Consider the following 18,358-nt stretch of genomic DNA (forward strand, 5'->3'; position numbering starts at 1 on the left):
CTCAGTGCCTGGCCTGCTGCTGGGCCAGGGCGCTGTCGGCGCGGATGTGACGCTGGTCGGCCACCCTCCGGGTCAGGCCGATGCGGTCGAAGTATTCCAGAATCTGCACACTGCGCTTGCGACCGATACCCAACATATCGCGAAACGCGGCAACCTGCACTATCGGCGTCTCACTGGCCTGCCCCAGCAGCAGCGCTGCCATGCGCTGTAGCGTCACCTCAGGGTAGAACAGGTCACGCACCACCTGGTGCACCAGGCCCAGCCGTGCAAGCTTGCGCAACAACAGGCGCACATCAGCTTCGGCGCAGTTCTCTTCACTTGCCAGCGTCCTGACCCAGGGCGGGTCGTATTGCCCCGCCAGCAACCTCGGCTCCAGGCGCGCCCACAACTCACTGTCGGCTTCGCTCAATTGCACCTTATGATCGGGCAAATGCAGCCAAGGCCCGCTGCTGGCGATGCTGCCGTCTTCAAGCAACTCATCCAGCAGGCTGACGAAGGCCGGTCGCTCCAGGGGCAGGGCTGCAAAACGGCGCAGGCGATCACGGTCCGGGCCGAGCTGGTCGGGCTCTTGTTCGTGGAACCGTGCCAACTGCTCCATCACCTGCTGCTTCAGCACGTGCCACTTGGCAGTGGCGAACAGCAGTTGGCCCTGCCGCGTGGCCACCACCGAAACTTCTTCCGGCAACTGCCAGGTTTCTCGCAGGCGATTGAACTGCCGCTCAAGCCGCTGGGGGTCGATACCGCCCGGTGCACTGGCAAGCAGCGCCGGCAGCGCCTGCTCCAGTTCTTCGGTATCGCGCAGCACCTGCAACTGGCGCAGGCGCTCATCGCTGCGGCGTTGGCGGCTTGGCGCGAACGGGTCCAGCACCTTGCCACCGCCCAAGGTGCGCTGGGCACGCTGGTCGCGCAGCACCAAACGGTCGCCATGCACCGCCTGCAGCGGCGCATTGAGCAACAACTGGGCAAACATGCGCTGGCCGGCCGCCAGGCTTTCACCTTCAAGCAAGGCGACCCGGGCCGTCACATCCTGAGTCCCCAGGTGTACGTGCACCGCGCTGAAATGTTCGAACGTACGTGTCTCTCCCGGTAACAGGCTCAGCTCGATATCCACCCGTACGCCAGGCGCATGCAGCCACTCAGGCACCAGCCAGTCACCCCGGTGTACCTGCTCCAATGCCAGTCGCTCGGCAGCGATGTTCAGCGCCACCCGCTGGCCCGCTTCTGCCACCAACGAGGCCTTGTTCTGTGCATGCAGGCCACGCACGCGCACCGCTTTGCCGGCCTTGCCCAGCAACAAGGTATCGCCGGCACTGACCCGCCCGGCCAGCGCCGTGCCGGTGACCACGACGCCAGCGCCGCTAACCGCGAAAGCGCGGTCGACGGCCAGACGAAAACCACCGCGCACAGCGCGTGCCCGTACATTGGCCTCAGCCTCCAGCAGGGCTTGACGCAGCGCGTCCACGCCTTCCCCGCTGATGCTCGACAATGGGAACTGCCGCGCACCGGCATACGGCCCTGGCGCCAGCAGTTCACTGACTTGCGCCTGCACATCGGCCAGCCGGGCCGGCTCGACCCGGTCGCATTTGCTGATCGCCACCAGGGCCTGGGGAATGCCCAGCAGCTCGATGATCGCCAGGTGCTCGCGCGTCTGCGGCATGACCCCGTCGTCAGCAGCCACCACCAATAGCACCAGGTCGATGCCATGGGCACCGGCCAGCATGTTGTGGATAAATCGCTCGTGGCCCGGCACATCGATGAAGCCCGTCAGCGGCGCGCCTTCGCTCAGTGCCGCATAGCGGTAGCCAAGGTCGATGGTCATGCCGCGGGCGCGCTCTTCCTGCCGCTGGTCGCCGGCCTGGCCAGTCAGCGCTTGCAGCAGTGCGGTCTTGCCGTGGTCGATGTGCCCGGCGGTACCAACGATCACTGCACAGCCCCCAGTTGCAGGGCGGGCAACTGGGCCAGCCACTGGGCTTCGTCATCCAGTTGGCGCAGGTCCAGCCACAGGGCATCGTCATCGATGCGGCCCAGCACCGGCACAGGCAGATCACGCAGGGCCCGCTCCAGTACATGCAAGCTGCGCCCGCGCAGCTTCTTCGACACTTGCGGGCGCAGGCACAGCGCGGCACTGGGCAGGCGCGCCACCGGCTGGCTGCCACTGCCAATCATGCCCAGGGCAGGTTCGACGCTGACGGCCCATTGCTCGCCGAGGCGCGCCTTGAGTTCAGGCGACAGGCGCTCGGCCTGAGCCTGGATCTCGGCCTGGCTGCGGGTCAGCAGGCGCAGGCTGGGCAGGCGTTCGGCCAGGCGGTCGGGGTTGCGGTACAGTGCCAGCACCGCTTCAAGGGCTGCGAGGGTGATCTTGTCGACGCGCAAGGCTCGCTTGAGCGGGTTTTTCTTGATCCTGGCGATCAGGTCCTTGCGGCCAACGATGACCCCTGCCTGAGGCCCGCCCAGCAGTTTGTCGCCGCTGAAGGTGACGATATCGGCGCCATCAGCCAGGGCCTGACGCACCGTAGGTTCGGCGGGCAAGCCCCAGCGGGTAAGGTCGAGCAGGCTGCCGCTGCCGAGGTCTTCGAGTAGCGGCAGTTCATGTTGGCGGGCGATCCGCGCCAGCTCGGCAGTGGGCACCTGTGTGGTGAAGCCCTGAATGCTGTAGTTGCTGCAATGCACGCGCATCAGCAGGCCCGTGCGCGGGCCGATGGCGGCCTCATAGTCGCGGGCGTGGGTGCGGTTGGTGGTACCGATTTCGTGCAGCTTCACGCCGGCCCGGGCCATGATGTCGGGAATGCGGAAGGCACCGCCGATCTCGATCAGCTCACCACGCGAGATGATGCCCTCCTTGCGTGCGCCCAGGCTATTGAGCGCCAGCAGCACGGCAGCGGCGTTGTTGTTGACTACGGTGACGGCTTCGGCGCCGGTCAGTTCGCGGATCAGGCCTTCGATCAGGTCATCGCGGTCGCCACGTTTGCCGGTGGCCAGGTCGAACTCCAGGTTGAGCGGATAGCGGGCGGCAGTCTGCATGGCCTCGATGGCTTCTTCGGGCAGCAGGGCGCGGCCGAGGTTGGTGTGCAGCACGGTGCCAGTGAGGTTGAACACACGGCGGACCTGGCTGCGCTGTTGCGCGGCAAGGCGTTCACCGGTACGGCCCAGCAGCACTTCGGCGGCCAGTTCGGCGGCGCTGAGCTCACCGTTGCGGGCAGGGTCACGCAGGTCGTCGAGCAGTTGGCGCAAGGTAGCCAACACTGCATCGCGGCCGTGACGGTCGATCAGCGGGAGGCAGGCCGGGTGGCGCAGAAGGGTGTCGATGGATGGGAGGCGTGGGGTGTCGCTGGCTAGGCTTGAAGACATGCGGTACTACCTTGGGTTATCCGGTGTCTGTACTGGCCTCTTCGCGGGCACGCCCTCTCCCACAGTGTCCGCGCTGTATTTGAGGCTTGCGCAGTCCTTGTGGGAGCGGGCGTGCCCGCGAAGAAGGCAACTCGGTCTTTCAGTGTAGACACTCACCCACTAACCGGGCGCAAGCATCAGGTTGGGCGCCAGGCGATGAAAGCCCTCTTCGTCCAGGCGCATATCCAGCGCCAGGCTGGCCAGGTCGTCGGCCAAAGGCTCGGCCGCCGCATCGTTCTCCAGATAGTTCTGCTTCAGGTAGCTTTCGCACCCCGGGCAGCACTCGGCACGCAATGGCGCCTTGCCCGGCGCATGGCGATCATCCTCAAGGCTGGTATAGCGCAAGTCCTTGCTCGACTCGCAATACACGCACTTCACCCGCACCACATGCCATTCACAGGCACACAACGAGCAGGCCAGGTAACGCAGGCCATTGTGCTTGCCACGGTTGCGCACCACCCCGGCCATTGCCGGCGAACCGCAGGCCGGGCACTGGGCCAGGCTGCCAGCAGGTTTCAGCTCCGGCGTTGGCAACGCCAGCAGCCAGCTGGACCAGGCCGCCTGCAACGCAGCCCCGAGGAACGGCACCAATGCCGCTGGCACCGCGTCATACTGCCCTGCCAGCAAAGCGATGCCCCAGCCTTTGCGCTGGTTTTCATCACTGCCACGCAGCACCTGCAAGGCCTCACCCAGCGGGCCACTGTTTTCACCGTTGAAGTGCTCAAGGAGGGCCTGTAACCAAACCAGCCAAGGCCCTTCGCGCACCAGGCTGTCCGCCGCCAGCGGCGGTAAACCATGACTTATGCACAGGCGCTGACGTTCCTCGGCCACCGGCACGCCAGCGGGCGGGTTATCCACAAGCTGCTGCTGGACACGGCACAACCGCGCCACCAGCCTCAGGTAGTCGCCAAGTGCGTTGCCCTCGGCCAGCTGATCCAGACGTGCAGCGCGCACGTCAAACAGGTTGGCGGGCGGCAGGTGCAGAAACGGCGGCATCACCGCCGACGCTTCGATCTGCCCGGGTTCGAGTATCGTGCTCAAGCGCTCATCCTTCTTTTCGTCCGTGATTGCCCGGCGTCTTGTCGCCGGTCACTTCGCGGTACCACAACTCATGGTGCTTGCGTGCCCAGGCGCGGCTGACCCAGCCATGCAGCATGGCGCCGATCGAGCCCTTGATCCAGATGCCGGCATAGATGTGCACGATGATGCTGAGGATCAGCACGAACGCCGCCAGCGCGTGCAGCAGCGCAGACAAGCGAATGGTATAGATGCCGAACCAGTGGCTGAAGTACGCTCGCCAGATCACCACCCCACTCACCAGCAGCACCAGCATGCACGCCAGCAAGGTCCAGAACAGCAGCTTCTGTCCGGCGTTGTACTTGCCGATGGGCGGCACGCCATCCTCTCGATTGACCATCACCCGATCGATGCGACGTAGCCACAGGCGGTCGTTGGCGGTGATGAAGTTGGCGCGCCAGAAACGGAACACCAGGCCGAGGAAGAACGCGAACATCGCCACCCCGATGAAGGGGTGCAGGATGCGTGTCCACGGCCCGCCGCCAAACAGGTGGCTGAGCCAGAACAGCGCCGGATGAAACAGCGCCAGCCCCGACAGCCCCGCCAGGATGAACAGGATTGCCACAATCCAGTGGTTTGTCCGCTCATTGGCGTTGTAGCGCAGGATGGGTTTGTTGTCGTTCATGGCCGCTGCTCCCCTTGCCCACCGGGCTTGGTCGGGTCGTAGACATGGACCGCAGGATCCACCTGATGCACATTGTCATCCGCCGGCGTGGGGTGCTCCTCCTCTTCGACCCGCTGGGGGCCAACCCGCACATAATGGAAGAACCCGGCCAATACCGCCGCGCCCATGGCCAGCAGCGCCAGCGGCTTGGTGAAGCCCTTCCACAACCCCACCAACGGGCTGATCACCGGCTGGTCCGGCAGGCCGGCGTAGAGCTTCGGCGTGTCGGCATGGTGCAGCACATACATCACATGGGTGCCGCCGACGCCATCCGGGTCGTACAACCCGGCCTTGTCGTAGCCCCGCGACTTCAGGTCGACAATGCGCTCGGCGGCATGCACTTTCATCTCGTCCTTGCTGCCGAACACGATCGCCCCGGTCGGGCAGGTTTTCACGCAGGCGGGCTCCAGGCCCACGGTCACGCGGTCGGAACACAGGGTGCACTTGTACGCCTTGTGGTCCTTCTGCGAGATACGCGGGATGTTGAACGGGCAGCCGGTGATGCAGTACCCGCAGCCGATGCAGTGGTCCTGGTTGAAGTCGACGATGCCGTTGGCGTGCTTGATGATCGCCCCCGGGCTCGGGCAAGCCTTCAGGCAACCCGGTTCGGCACAGTGCATGCAGCCATCCTTGCGGATCAGCCACTCCAGGTTGCCGTCATCGCGCTCGTGCTCGGTGAAGCGCATCAGGGTCCAGGTTTCGGCGGTGAGGTCCTGGGGGTTGTCGTAGGTGCCGTGGTTGTGGCCGACCTCGTCACGCAGTTCGTTCCATTCCGAGCACGCCACCTGGCAGGCCTTGCAGCCGATGCACTTGGTGGTGTCGATCAGCTTGGCGACTTCCTGCTGCTGGCGTACCGAAGGCGGTACGGTGGTGGTGGCCGAGCGGGCGATGATGTCTTGGCTGGCCATCAGAGTTTCTCCACTTTGACGAGGAACGACTTGGACTCTGGCGTCTGGGTGTTGCCGTCACCGAGGAATGGCACCAGGGTGTTGGTCAGGTAGCCATGCCGGGTAGCGCCGGTGAAACCCCAGTGCAACGGAATGCCGATCTGGTGCACGGTCTGGTTGTTGACCTGGAGTGGGCGAATCCGCTTGGTCACCACCGCCACCGCATCGATATGCCCGCGCTTGCTCGACACCCGCACCCGGTCGCCGGCCTTGATGCCTTTCTCGTTGGCCAGCACCTCGCCGATTTCGACGAACTGCTCGGGCTGGGCGATGGCGTTGAGCCGGCAATGCTTGCTCCAGAAGTGGAAGTGCTCGGTCAGCCGATAGGTGGTCGCCGCGTAGGGGAACTCGTCATGCGTGCCGAGCGTGTCCCACACCGAGTCGAAGATGCGGCCAGCCGGGTTGCTGACCACCTTCTTGTTCTGCGGGTGCAGCGGGTTGATACCGATCGGCGTTTCGAACGGCTCGTAGTGCTCGGGGAACGGCCCCTCTGCCATCTTGTCGATGGCAAAAAAGCGGGCCACGCCTTCGGGGTTCATGATGAACGGGTTCATCCCGGCCTCGGGCGGCGAGTCGGCCTTGAAGTCCGGCACATCGGTACCGGTCCAGGCCTTGCCGTTCCACCATACCAAGCGCTTCTTCTCCGGGTCCCACGGCTTGCCTTGCGGGTCGCTGGAGGCACGGTTGTAGAGGATGCGGCGGTTGGCCGGCCAGGCCCAGGCCCAGTTCTGCACTTGGTGCATGCCGTACGGGTCGCTGTTGTCACGGCGAGCCATCTGGTTACCCTGCTCGGTCCAGCTGCCGGAGAAGATCCAGCAACCGGACGCAGTGCTGCCGTCGTCCTTGAGCTGGCCAAAGCCCGCCAGTTGCTGGCCGGCCTTGAGCACTGCGCCAGTCGGATCGGTGACGTCCGTCACCGCCCAGCCGTTCATTTCCTTGGCCAGCTCCTCCGGGGATGGCTCTTCAGGGACCTTGTATGGCCAGTTGATGTTCATCAGCGCGTCAGGATAGGCGCCACCTTCGGCCTGGTAGCGTCGGCGCAGGCGCAGGAACAACTCGCTCATGATGTGAACGTCGGTGCGGGTCTCGCCCGGGCCGTCGGCGCCCTTCCAGTGCCACTGCAGCCAGCGGCTGCTGTTGACCAGCGAGCCGTCTTCCTCGGCAAAGCAGGTAGTGGGCAGGCGGATCACTTCGGTCTGGATGTTGGCCGTGTCGACATCGTTGAACGGCCCGGCGTTGCGCCAGAACTCCGAGGTCTCGGTGGCTAGCGGGTCCATGATCACCAGCCACTTGAGTTTGCTCAGGGCGGCAGTGACACGGTTCTTGTCCGGCAGCGCGGCAATCGGGTTGAACCCCTGGCACATGTAGCCGTTGACCTTGCCCTGGCCCATCATCTCGAACATGCGCAGCACGTCGTAGGCCGGTACATCGAGCTTGGGCAGCCAGTCGTAGCCCCAGTTGTTCTCCGCCGTGGCATTGGCGCCGTACCAGGCCTTCATCAGGCTGACATGGAACTTGCCGTAGTTCTGCCAGTACGACAGTTGGCCAGGACGCAGTGGCTTGGAGGCGCGCTTGTCGATATAGGCGGCATAGTCCTGCTCGGCATCACCGGCCAGGGTCAGGTAGCCCGGCAACGAGTTGGACAGCAGGCCCAGGTCGGTCAGACCCTGGATATTGGAGTGCCCGCGCAAGGCGTTGACCCCACCACCGGGCATGCCGACGTTGCCCAGCAGCAGCTGGACCATGGCCGCACTGCGGATGATCTGTGCGCCGATCGAGTGCTGCGTCCAGCCAAGCGCATAGAGGATCGTCATGGTCTTGCCCGGTACCGAGCAGGTGGCGATCTCTTCCCAGATCTTCAACATGGCGTCCTGCGGCATGCCACAGGTCATGCTTGCCAGTTCCGGTGTATAGCGGCTGTAGTGCTGCTTCATCAACTGGAACACGCAGCGCGGGTGCTGCAGCGTCGGGTCGACCTTGGCAAAGCCGTCTTCACCCAGCTCGTAACCCCAGCCGGACTTATCGGAATACACGCGCTTGGCCTCGTCGTACCCGCTGAACAGGCCATCCTCGAAGCCATAGTTCTCTTTGACGATGAACGACACATCGGTGTAGTTGCGCACATACTCGTGCTGGATCTTGTCATTGCTCAGCAAGTAATTGATCAACCCGCCCATGAAGGCGATGTCGGTACCGGTACGAATCGGTGCGTAGTAGTCGGCCACCGAAGCGGTACGGGTAAACCGCGGGTCGACCACGATCAGCCGCGCCTTGTTATGCGCCTTGGCCTCGGTCACCCATTTGAAGCCGCACGGATGCGCTTCTGCTGCGTTGCCACCCATCACCAGGACCAGATTCGCGTTGGCGATATCGGACCAGTGGTTGGTCATGGCGCCACGGCCGTACGTCGGGGCAAGACTTGCCACCGTCGGGCCATGTCAGACACGTGCCTGGTTATCGAACCCCAGCATGCCTGTTGCGCGGACGACCTTGTGGGTCAGGTAGCCTGCCTCGCTGGAGGCGGCGGAGGCAGCCAGAAAACCGGTGGTGAGCCAGCGGTTTACGGTTTGCCCCTGGGCGTTCTTCTCGATGAAGTTAGCGTCTCGGTCCTGTTTCATCAGGTCGGCGACGCGGTCGAGCGCCTCGTCCCAGCTGACCCGCGTCCATTCTTTGCTACCCGGCTTGCGCACCTCGGGGTACTGCAGGCGGCTCGGGCTGTGGATGAAGTCCAGCAGGCCAGCGCCTTTCGGGCAGAGGGTGCCGCGGTTGACCGGGTGGTCGGCGTCACCTTCGATATGGATGATGTTCTGTTTGACGTTCTTGCCCGCATCGCCCTGGCTGTACAGGATCAGGCCGCAGCCGACCGAGCAGTAAGGGCAGGTGTTACGGGTTTCCTTGGTATGCGCCAGCTTGAAGTGACGCACCTGCTCGGCGAATGCGGGTGTCGGGGCCATGCCCAACGCCGCAAGGCTCGAGCCTCCAAGGCCGACGGCGGCGACCTTGAAGAACTGCCGACGGTTCAGGTCCATCGTGCACTCCTGATCAGGTGGTGGACGCGCGGAACATGGCCGGCGCCTCTTGGTAGTCACGGTGGCGGCCAATTGATGGCCGCCAATGGTTAAGACTAGTCAAGAATCCGGAAGGTGCGATGACATGGGTCAGTGTTAAGGCCCGGGTCAGGCACGCGGCAGGTTGCGCACCACATTCAGGGCCGCGCTGCTCTGCGCCACCGGCATGATCTCGACGGTATTGATGTTCACGTGCGCCGGCTGCTCGGCAATCCAGGCTACCGTAGCCGCGATATCCTCCGGCAGGATGGCCTCGACATCCCGATACAACGCCTGCACCGCATCCAGGTCGCCATTCAGACGTACCACCGAGAAGTCAGTGCCCGAGCACAGCCCCGGCTCGATGTTGCTCACCCGTACTCGGGTGCCCGCCAGGTCGGCACGCAAGTTGAGGCTGAACTGTCGGACGAAGGCCTTGCTGGCGCCATACACATTGCCGCCCGGGTAGGGGTAAGTGCCGGCGATAGAGCCAATGTTGATGATCATGCCGCTGTCGGCTTCCACCATTTGCGGCAGAATCTTGTGGGTAACCATGGCCAGGCCGGTGATGTTGGTGTCGATCATCCGCTGCCAGTTTTCGGCGCTGCTGGCCTGGGCTCGGTCCACGCCCAACGCCAGCCCGGCGTTGTTGACCAGCAGGTCGATCTGCAGCGATGCATCCCGAATGTGCTCGATCGCCGTCTCCAGCGACACCGGGTCGGTGACATCCAGCGCCAGCGTAATGAAATTGACGCCCAACTCGGCCTCCAGCGCTTTCAGTTTGTCCATGCGCCGGGCGCCACCGATCACGCGGTATCCTTTGCCGATCAGCGTGCAGCAGATGGCACGGCCAAAACCCGAGGAGGCGCCAGTTACGAATGCGGTTTTCATCAGTTTTCTCCTATCAGTAGGTCAGGCCAGGTACTTCACGCCCAGGCTGGTGAACAGGCAAAGCATCGAGAACACCAGCGCCTTGCGTACCACTCCGTTGCCTTTGCGCAGCGCCAGGGCACTGCCCAGGTGGTTACCCAGGATGTTGCAGGCCACCAGCGGCAATGCCAGCAGGTAGACGACCTTCCCGGCGATGACGAAGGCGACCAAGGCGCCGATGTTGGAAGCGAAGTTGAAGGTTTTGGAGTTGGCCGAGCTGGAGACCAGGTCCATGCGCAGCAGGTAATGGAAGGCGATGATGAACATGCTGCCTGTGCCGGGGCCGAAGAAGCCGTCATAGAAGCCGATGGCCAAGCAGGTCAACGGAACCACGGTGTAGAGCATGCGAGAAGACAGCTCTCGCTCCGCTACCGGGCGGTCCTTGGGGGTGAGGAAGATGAGGATCCCGAACGGGATCAGCGCCAGGATGATCTTGCCTACAGTCTCTTGCGAGATCGACACGATCAAGTGCGCCCCCAGGTAAGCACCCAGCAGTGAGAACGGCACCCCGACCAACGCCACCTGCCAGACCATCTTGCTGTTGGCCAGGAAGTTGCGAATGGCCGCCAGCGTGCCAAGGGTACTGACCAGTTTTTCCTGGCCCAGTGCCACCTGCGGCGGCATGCCAACCAGCAAAAAGCCCGGTACCAGAAACAGACCGCCACCACCGGCAATACTGTCGACGAAGCCTGCAACGAAGGCGATCGCGCCGAGCATGAGGATTGCCAGCAACCAGTGTTCCGCCCAGTAAGCACCCAGAATTTCCATAGCAAAGCCCATCCAATGGCGTGTTTTGCCAAGGCCGACGTGAGTGAGCCTGCCCTGATTGATGCGATGATTGTAATTACGAAAATTGAATCGGTGCAATCATCAATTTATTCGACTCAATTCTCACGATTACCATCATTACCTGCATCTGAGCTTTCATGCTAGGCTGCGCGCTCTTGCAGAATCTGGTGCGTTTTCCATGTGGGTCCCTCATTACGGCGATCAAACCCAGCCGGTTTACCTGATGATCGCTAATGCCCTTGAACAGGACATCGAAAGTGGTCGGCTTGCAGCAGGTGATCGCTTACCCACCCTCAAGGACCTTGCCGAGGCACTGAATGTGACGCCCGGCACTGTCGGCAGGGCCTACGACGAGGCGGCCAAGCGTGGCCTGGTGGTTGGCGAAGTCGGGCGTGGCACATTTGTGAAACAGCAGCGACAGCCATTGCCTATCCCGTCGGCGCCCGCCCCCCTTGCCGGCGAAAGCAGCCAGATCGATCTCTCGATCATCAAACCCAACGACGCTCACATGAGCGAGTGGCTAGGCACGGCCATCGTCGAACTGGCCGCTTCTTCGGACTTGGGGCAAGTACTCGATTACGTGACCGAGGGGGGCCACACCTCACACAAGCAAGCCGGTGCGGCCTGGATTCAGCGCTGGCTGCCAGATGCACGCTGGCAACAGGTTGTACTGACCTCTGGCGCGCAGCATGGGCTGCTGGTGGCCATCAGCAGCCTGTCGAAGAACGACGATGTGGTGCTGTGCGAGTCGCTGTGCTACCCGGGCATCATCTCCCTCGCCCACAGCATGGGCCGCCGTCTGCATGGTGTGGCCATGGACGAGCACGGCATTATTCCTGATGCATTGCGCGCGGCCTGCCTGGAGCACCGCCCTTCCCTGCTGATATGCGTCACCACGCACCAGAACCCGACCAACTCGATCATGCCCCACGCACGGCGCCAGGCCATCGCCGAGATCGCTCGCGAGTTCGACCTGTTCATCGTCGATGACGACATCTACGGCTTCCTTGAACCCGCCCCGGATTACCAGCCACTGGCAGCGTATGCGCCAGAACGTTCGGTGTATCTCACCAGCCTGTCCAAAAGTGTGCTGCCGGCGCTGCGTATCGGTTACCTATACGCACCACCGCAAACCCTCTCGCGGCTATCGTCGATGGTACGCAGCAGCGTCTGGATGCCATCGCCGTTGATGGCACAACTGGCCAGCAACCTGATCAACAGCGGCATGGCCGACCAGTTGGTGCGAGAACAACAGGAAGAGGCTACCGCGCGCCAGCAAATGGCCCATGAGATCCTTGGCAAGTACAAGATCCGCAGCCAGCCCAACAGCTTCCACATCTGGCTGGAGTTGCCCGAGCCGTGGACCAGCGACGAATTCGCCAACCTGGCGCGTAACAACGGCGTCACGGTAGTTAGTGGCAGCCAGTTCCTGCCAGAGCGCAGCCACGCCAGCTGCGGCGTGCGCATCGCCCTGATGGCCCCCAGCCGCCAGGAACTGGGCTTTGCCCTGACCAAGCTGGTCAGCTTGCTGGACTCGCCGGAGCCGCGGTTGTTTTATTGAACTGGACTGGTATTGGTGTAGTCGTGCCATTGGGGCACTATGCGCCCGTTTCGCGACGCGAGACCACTCCAACAGGCACTCGGTTTCACAGGGCTCGATTTGTAGCCGTCAACCAAACAGGTACAGCAGAACGGCACCAGCCAAAAGATCTGAGGGCAGACTGTCAAGTAAGAGGCATAACTTGAATCAATGTCGAATGTGACGCTAACAAGGCCCGAACATACTCGCTCGACTACAAGTCGATGAATACACTGAAATTATCTCCTTCCAGATATCGGACAGAAACCTGACCGCTAACATCTTGCCCATCTTCCGTTACAAACTTGTAATGGGACAGGAGAAAATCCTCCCGATAAACAATGCCTTCATCCCGCTGCTTCCCGCCCCACGCCATTATCAACCCGCCGGCCATTGCAACGAGGCCGGAGTTCGCTTGTATGTGTTGAATCAGAGTTGGGCCTGAAAACCGGTCATAATAAATAACCTCAGGCCCAAACAGGAAGATGCCAAGGCCCAGTGCGGAAATTGCGAAACCAATGCCTATTAGTACTCGACCGTAAAACGCAGCGTCCCCAGCAGGCCCCTCAAGATGAGCCGCATACATCTCGGAAAAACCGGAGACATCGTAGTTTCGCGCATCTGATTTCAGGTTTATTTGACCTAACAGGCATTCCTTCTCAGCACTTTGCATGATCCACTCCTTTAAAAAGTGAATACTAAGCGATCAGAATAGAAAAAAGTGCGCTCCACTAAAACTTCAGAAGTCTCTGACATTTACGATCAGCGTTTCCTATAACCATATAAAATTGGCAATATCTTATAGGCATTTTTCCTACTCAATGGGCTGCCGAGATTCCCGCAATATCGCGAAGCTGGCGCCTATCCTCGCCGCTTTCTTTTTAGAGGAAAGCCCGCACAGCACTACCACTGTTTGCTCATAAAAAAACCCAAGACATCTGCCTTGGGTTTTTGGTTTTTTGCCAGCTGCTTAACGGCTTGGATCAGAACGGAATATCGTCATCAAAGCTGTCAAAGTCAGCCGCCGGCTGTGGCGCTGGCTGCTGCGGCGCCGGGCGCTGAGGGGCCTGTTGCGGGCGCTGGGCCTGCTGGCGCGGCGGGGCCTGGTTGTACTGTTGCTGCTGACCACCTTGGTTGTAGTTGCCGCCACCCTGGTTGTACGGGTCACCGCCCTGCTGGCCCTGCGGACGACCGCCCAGCAGCTGCATGGTGCCGTTGATGTCGACGATGATCTCGGTGGTGTAGCGCTTGATACCGTCTTTTTCCCACTCACGGGTCTGCAGTTTGCCTTCGATGTAGCACTGCGAACCTTTGCGCAGGTACTCGCCGGCGATCTCGGCAACCTTGCCGAACAGCGACACACGGTGCCACTCGGTACGCTCTACCTTCTGGCCCGACTGCTTGTCGGTCCACTGCTCGCTGGTAGCCAGGCTCAGGTTGGTCACGGCGTTACCGTTGGGCAGGTAGCGGACTTCGGGATCCTGGCCACAGGTGCCGACCAGAATGACTTTGTTAACCCCACGGGCCATAACGTTCTCCTAGGCTTCGCACGCCGAAGAGGCTGGGTTCACCAGTCGCTCGAGGGTCGCACGGTCCAAAATTTTCGTATCCAGTTTGATATAGATAGCGGCTTCTTCAGCCACCACCACAGCGTCGGTCACACCCGGCACGGCCATCAGGCGCTCTGTCAGGCCGGCTTCCCGGACTGCCTCAGGCGTCAGCGGCATGCGCAGGCTGGTCACATAAGGCGGCTCGTTCATGCGCAAGGCGACGACCAGCCAGATGGCACACAGCACCGCGCAACCGAGGAACACCGTGTCCAGCCCACCGTGCTGGAACAACCAGCCACCAAGGATCCCGCCCAGCGCCGCACCGAGGAACTGGCTGGTGGAATACACCCCCATCGCCGTCCCCTTGCCACCGGCAGGCGACACCTTGCTCACCAGCGAAGGCAGCGATGCCTCCAGCAGGTTGAATGCGGTAAAGAATACCACGGTGCCAATCACCAGTCCGCGCAAACCGTCAGCCCACTCCCAGAAGTATATCTCTGTCAGCAGCAGGACACTGACAGCGCCGGCCAACACGCGTTTCATCTTGCGCTTTTTTTCGCCGTAGATGATGAACGGGACCATTGCAAAAAATGAGATGAACAATGCGGTCAGGTATACCCACCAGTGTTCCTCCTTGGGCAGCCCACCGCGCTCGACGAAGGCCAGCGGCAGCGCGACGAAGCTGGCCATGAGAATGGCATGGAGGACGAAGATGCTTACGTCCAGGCGCAGAAGGTCCGGATGACGCAGGGTTGGGCCGAGTGCCTGGCGCGCCACGCCCGATTCGCGGTGCTGCAGGATGCTATGCGTGTTGGGCACGACAACGGCAATCAGCAAGATGCCTACCAGGGCGAGCCCTGCCGTGGTCAGGAACAATCCTGACAAGCCAAAGGCACTTGTCAGCAAGGGGCCGACGACCATGGCGACGGCAAACGACAGGCCGATACTCATGCCGATCATGGCCATGGCCTTGGTCCGGTGTTGCTCGCGGGTGAGGTCGGACAGCAGCGCCATGACGGCGGCAGAAATCGCACCGGAGCCCTGCAAAACACGCCCGGCGATCACACCCCAGATGGAGTCGGCCTGGGCCGCCAGCACACTGCCCAGGGCGAAAATCACCAGCCCCAGGTAAATCACCGGCCGGCGGCCGATGCGGTCGGAAATCATCCCGAACGGGATCTGCAATACCGCCTGGGTCAGGCCATAGGCGCCAATGGCCAGGCCGATCAGCGCAGGGGTGGCACCGGCCAGGTCCATGCCGTAGGTGGCCAGTACCGGCAAGACCATGAACATGCCCAGCATACGAAAGGCAAAGACCAGGGCAAGGCCGCCAGCGGCGCGGGTTTCGCCGCCACTCATGCGCTCGTTGTGGGTGTCGTGCATGGATTAACCTCGTGTGAACCGGCGGCGATTCTATCAGTCCGACAGCGTAACGGCATCTACGCGACGCTTTGCCGCGTCATACTGGCGCGCCGTATACTTCCTTGTTTATGCCCGCCAAGCGAGGCCGCAGTGGACAAGATCCTGATTCGTGGGGCACGTACCCACAACCTGAAGAACATCGACCTGACCCTGCCCCGGGACAAGCTGATCGTGATCACCGGCCTGTCCGGTTCCGGCAAGTCGTCCCTGGCGTTCGACACCCTCTACGCTGAAGGCCAGCGCCGCTACGTGGAATCGCTGTCGGCCTACGCCCGGCAGTTCCTGTCGATGATGGAAAAGCCTGACGTCGACACCATCGAAGGCCTGTCGCCGGCCATTTCCATCGAGCAGAAGTCGACCTCGCACAACCCACGCTCCACGGTCGGCACCATCACTGAAATCTACGACTACCTGCGCCTACTGTATGCCCGCGTGGGTACGCCACGCTGCCCGGACCACGATATCCCGCTAGAGGCGCAAACGATCAGCCAGATGGTCGACCTGGTGCTGGAGCGCCCGGAAGGCAGCAAGCTGATGCTGCTGGCGCCGGTGGTGCGCGAGCGCAAAGGTGTGCACCTGGCGGTGTTCGACGAACTGCGTGCCCAGGGCTTTGTACGTGCCCGGGTCAACGGCAAGCTCTACGAGCTGGACGAACTGCCCAAGCTCGACAAGCAGAAAAAGCACAGCATCGATGTCGTGGTGGACCGCTTCAAAGTGCGCGCCGACCTGCAACAGCGCCTGGCCGAATCGTTCGAGACCGCGCTCAAGCTGGCCGACGGTATCGCCCTGGTGGCACCGATGGACGACGAGCCAGGCGAAGAGATGATCTTCTCCGCGCGCTTCGCCTGCCCGGTCTGCGGCCATGCCATCAGTGAACTGGAGCCGAAGCTTTTCTCCTTCAACAACCCTGCCGGTGCGTGCCCGACATGCGATGGCCTGGGCGTGAAGCAGTTCTTCGACACCAAGCGCCTGGTCAATGCCGAACTTACCCTGGCCGAAGGCGCAATCCGCGGCTGGGACCGGCGCAATGTGTACTACTTCCAGATGCTCGGTTCGCTGGCCGCGCATTACGGGTTCAGCCTGGAGGAGCCGTTCGGCGAGCTGTCGGCCGAACACCAGAAGGTGATCCTGCAAGGCAGTGGCAAGCAGAGTGTCGACTTCAAGTACCTCAACGACCGTGGCGATATCGTCAAGCGCTCACACCCGTTCGAAGGCATCGTGCCGAACCTGGAGCGCCGCTACCGCGAGACCGAATCGGCCACCGTGCGTGAAGAACTGGCCAAGTTCCTCGGCACACAGCCCTGCCCGGATTGCCGTGGTACCCGCCTGCGCCGCGAAGCACGCCATGTGTGGGTGGGCGAAAAAACGCTGCCGGCGGTCACCAACCTTCCGATCGGTGAAGCCAGCAGCTACTTCGGCGAGCTGACCCTGACTGGCCGCCGTGGCGAGATTGCCGCCAAGATCCTCAAGGAAATCTGCGAGCGCTTGCAGTTCCTGGTCAACGTCGGCCTCGACTACCTCACCCTCGACCGTAGCGCCGACACCCTGTCCGGTGGTGAAGCGCAGCGTATCCGCCTGGCCAGCCAGATTGGCGCCGGCCTGGTCGGAGTGATGTACATCCTCGATGAACCGTCCATCGGCCTTCATCAACGCGACAACGACCGCCTGCTGGCCACCCTCAACCACCTGCGTGATTTGGGCAACACGGTTATCGTGGTGGAGCACGACGAGGACGCCATTCGCTTGGCCGACTACGTGGTCGATATCGGCCCAGGGGCCGGCGTGCATGGTGGACAGATCGTCGCCGAGGGCTCGCCACAGGAGGTCATGGACCACCCTGATTCGTTAACCGGCAAGTACTTGTCCGGGCGCAAGAAGATCGTCGTGCCAGCCAAGCGCACGCCGCGCAACAAGAAGCTGCAACTTAAGCTCAAGGGTGCGCGTGGCAACAACCTGCAGAACGTCGACCTCGAAGTCCCCATCGGCCTGCTGACCTGCGTGACGGGGGTATCCGGCTCGGGCAAATCGACGCTGATCAACAACACCCTGTTCCCTTTGGCCGCTACGGCCCTCAATGGCGCAAGCAGCCTGGAAGCCGCACCGCACAGCAGCATGGATGGCCTGCAGCACCTGGATAAGGTGGTGGATATCGACCAGAGCCCGATCGGCCGCACTCCGCGCTCGAACCCGGCAACGTATACCGGTATTTTCACCCCTATCCGCGAGCTGTTCTCCGGGGTACCGGAGTCGCGCTCACGCGGCTATGGCCCGGGACGTTTCTCGTTCAACGTCAAGGGTGGCCGTTGCGAGGCCTGCCAAGGCGATGGCCTGATCAAGGTCGAGATGCACTTCCTGCCAGACATCTACGTGCCGTGCGACGTGTGCAAGAGCAAGCGCTACAACCGCGAAACACTGGAGATCAAGTACAAGGGCAAGAATATCCACGAGGTGCTGGAAATGACCATCGAGGATGCCCGCGAGTTCTTCGATGCGGTGCCAGCGCTGGCGCGCAAGCTGCAAACGCTGATGGATGTGGGCCTGTCGTACATCAAGCTGGGCCAGTCGGCGACCACCTTGTCTGGCGGCGAGGCGCAGCGCGTGAAGCTGTCTCGCGAGTTGTCCAAGCGCGATACCGGCAAAACCCTGTATATCCTGGATGAGCCAACCACGGGCCTGCACTTTGCCGATATTCAGCAGTTGCTGGACGTGCTGCATCGCCTGCGCGATCACGGCAATACCGTGGTGGTGATCGAGCACAACCTGGATGTGATCAAGACTGCTGACTGGCTGGTGGACCTGGGACCGGAAGGTGGTTCCAAAGGTGGGCAGATCATTGCCTGCGGTACCCCGGAAGAGCTGAGCGAGATGAAGCAGTCGTATACCGGGCATTACCTGAAACCGCTGCTAGAGCGGGACCGGGCCTAAGTGCCGCTGCAATGAAAAAGCCCCTGGTACCGTTGGTACCA

13 protein-coding genes are annotated in these 18,358 nt (G+C 62.3%); 2 read left to right on the forward strand and 11 right to left on the reverse strand.

All coding sequences use genetic code 11. The annotated features are described in order from the left end of the window. Position 1 precedes the first annotated feature (1 nt). From selB to FHW75_RS26130, 8 genes are all read right to left on the reverse strand, one after another. Positions 2-1,924, reverse strand: a complete 1,923-nt coding sequence (gene selB / locus FHW75_RS26095; protein WP_084297507.1) for a selenocysteine-specific translation elongation factor — start codon at positions 1,922-1,924, stop codon at positions 2-4. Next, positions 1,921-3,348, reverse strand: a complete 1,428-nt coding sequence (gene selA / locus FHW75_RS26100; protein ID WP_025754605.1) for an L-seryl-tRNA(Sec) selenium transferase — start codon at positions 3,346-3,348, stop codon at positions 1,921-1,923. The genes selB and selA overlap by 4 nt, the downstream gene beginning before the upstream one ends. 159 nt (positions 3,349-3,507) lie before the next feature. Next, positions 3,508-4,428 carry a formate dehydrogenase accessory protein FdhE gene (gene fdhE, locus FHW75_RS26105; protein WP_019096687.1) on the reverse strand — a complete coding sequence of 307 codons (921 nt, stop codon included), beginning with the start codon at positions 4,426-4,428 and terminating at the stop codon, positions 3,508-3,510. 4 nt (positions 4,429-4,432) lie between these two features. Further along, positions 4,433-5,089 (reverse strand): formate dehydrogenase subunit gamma, encoded by a 657-nt coding sequence (locus FHW75_RS26110; RefSeq protein WP_084297508.1) that lies wholly within the window; start codon positions 5,087-5,089, stop codon positions 4,433-4,435. Further along, complete coding sequence (gene fdxH, locus FHW75_RS26115; protein WP_019096689.1) at positions 5,086-6,036, reverse strand: formate dehydrogenase subunit beta; 951 nt, start codon at positions 6,034-6,036, stop codon at positions 5,086-5,088. Before fdxH ends, FHW75_RS26110 begins: the two co-directional genes overlap by 4 nt. Next, positions 6,036-9,104 carry a formate dehydrogenase-N subunit alpha gene (gene fdnG, locus FHW75_RS26120; RefSeq protein WP_141099617.1) on the reverse strand — a complete coding sequence of 1,023 codons (3,069 nt, stop codon included), beginning with the start codon at positions 9,102-9,104 and terminating at the stop codon, positions 6,036-6,038. The genes fdxH and fdnG overlap by 1 nt, the downstream gene beginning before the upstream one ends. A 147-nt stretch (positions 9,105-9,251) precedes the next feature. After that, entirely contained in the window at positions 9,252-10,013 is a 762-nt protein-coding gene (locus FHW75_RS26125) for an SDR family NAD(P)-dependent oxidoreductase (RefSeq protein ID WP_084297509.1), read from the reverse strand. A 21-nt stretch (positions 10,014-10,034) separates the two neighbouring features. Then, positions 10,035-10,820, reverse strand: coding sequence for a TSUP family transporter (locus FHW75_RS26130; RefSeq protein ID WP_084297510.1), 786 nt, complete (start codon positions 10,818-10,820; stop codon positions 10,035-10,037). Positions 10,821-11,019: 199 nt separating this feature from the next. Here FHW75_RS26130 and FHW75_RS26135 point away from each other — a divergent pair, with 199 nt between their 5' ends. Continuing rightward, entirely contained in the window at positions 11,020-12,402 is a 1,383-nt protein-coding gene (locus tag FHW75_RS26135) for a PLP-dependent aminotransferase family protein (protein ID WP_084297511.1), read from the forward strand. A 232-nt stretch (positions 12,403-12,634) separates the two neighbouring features. Here FHW75_RS26135 and FHW75_RS26140 read toward each other — a convergent pair whose 3' ends face one another. From FHW75_RS26140 to FHW75_RS26150, 3 genes are all read right to left on the reverse strand, one after another. After that, positions 12,635-13,093 carry a hypothetical protein gene (locus FHW75_RS26140; RefSeq protein WP_039614600.1) on the reverse strand — a complete coding sequence of 153 codons (459 nt, stop codon included), beginning with the start codon at positions 13,091-13,093 and terminating at the stop codon, positions 12,635-12,637. A 310-nt stretch (positions 13,094-13,403) separates the two neighbouring features. Beyond that, entirely contained in the window at positions 13,404-13,949 is a 546-nt protein-coding gene (locus tag FHW75_RS26145; RefSeq protein ID WP_025754600.1) for a single-stranded DNA-binding protein, read from the reverse strand. Positions 13,950-13,958: 9 nt separating this feature from the next. Continuing rightward, a complete protein-coding gene (locus FHW75_RS26150) occupies positions 13,959-15,353 on the reverse strand; it encodes an MFS transporter (RefSeq protein ID WP_016715324.1) in 1,395 nt (464 codons plus the stop codon). Between the two features lie 129 nt (positions 15,354-15,482). Here FHW75_RS26150 and uvrA point away from each other — a divergent pair, with 129 nt between their 5' ends. After that, positions 15,483-18,317 (forward strand): excinuclease ABC subunit UvrA, encoded by a 2,835-nt coding sequence (gene uvrA / locus FHW75_RS26155; RefSeq protein WP_183675167.1) that lies wholly within the window; start codon positions 15,483-15,485, stop codon positions 18,315-18,317. Positions 18,318-18,358: the final 41 nt, after the last annotated feature.

The organism is Pseudomonas sp. OG7 (genome assembly GCF_014192825.1).
GTDB classification, from domain to species: domain Bacteria; phylum Pseudomonadota; class Gammaproteobacteria; order Pseudomonadales; family Pseudomonadaceae; genus Aquipseudomonas; species Aquipseudomonas monteilii.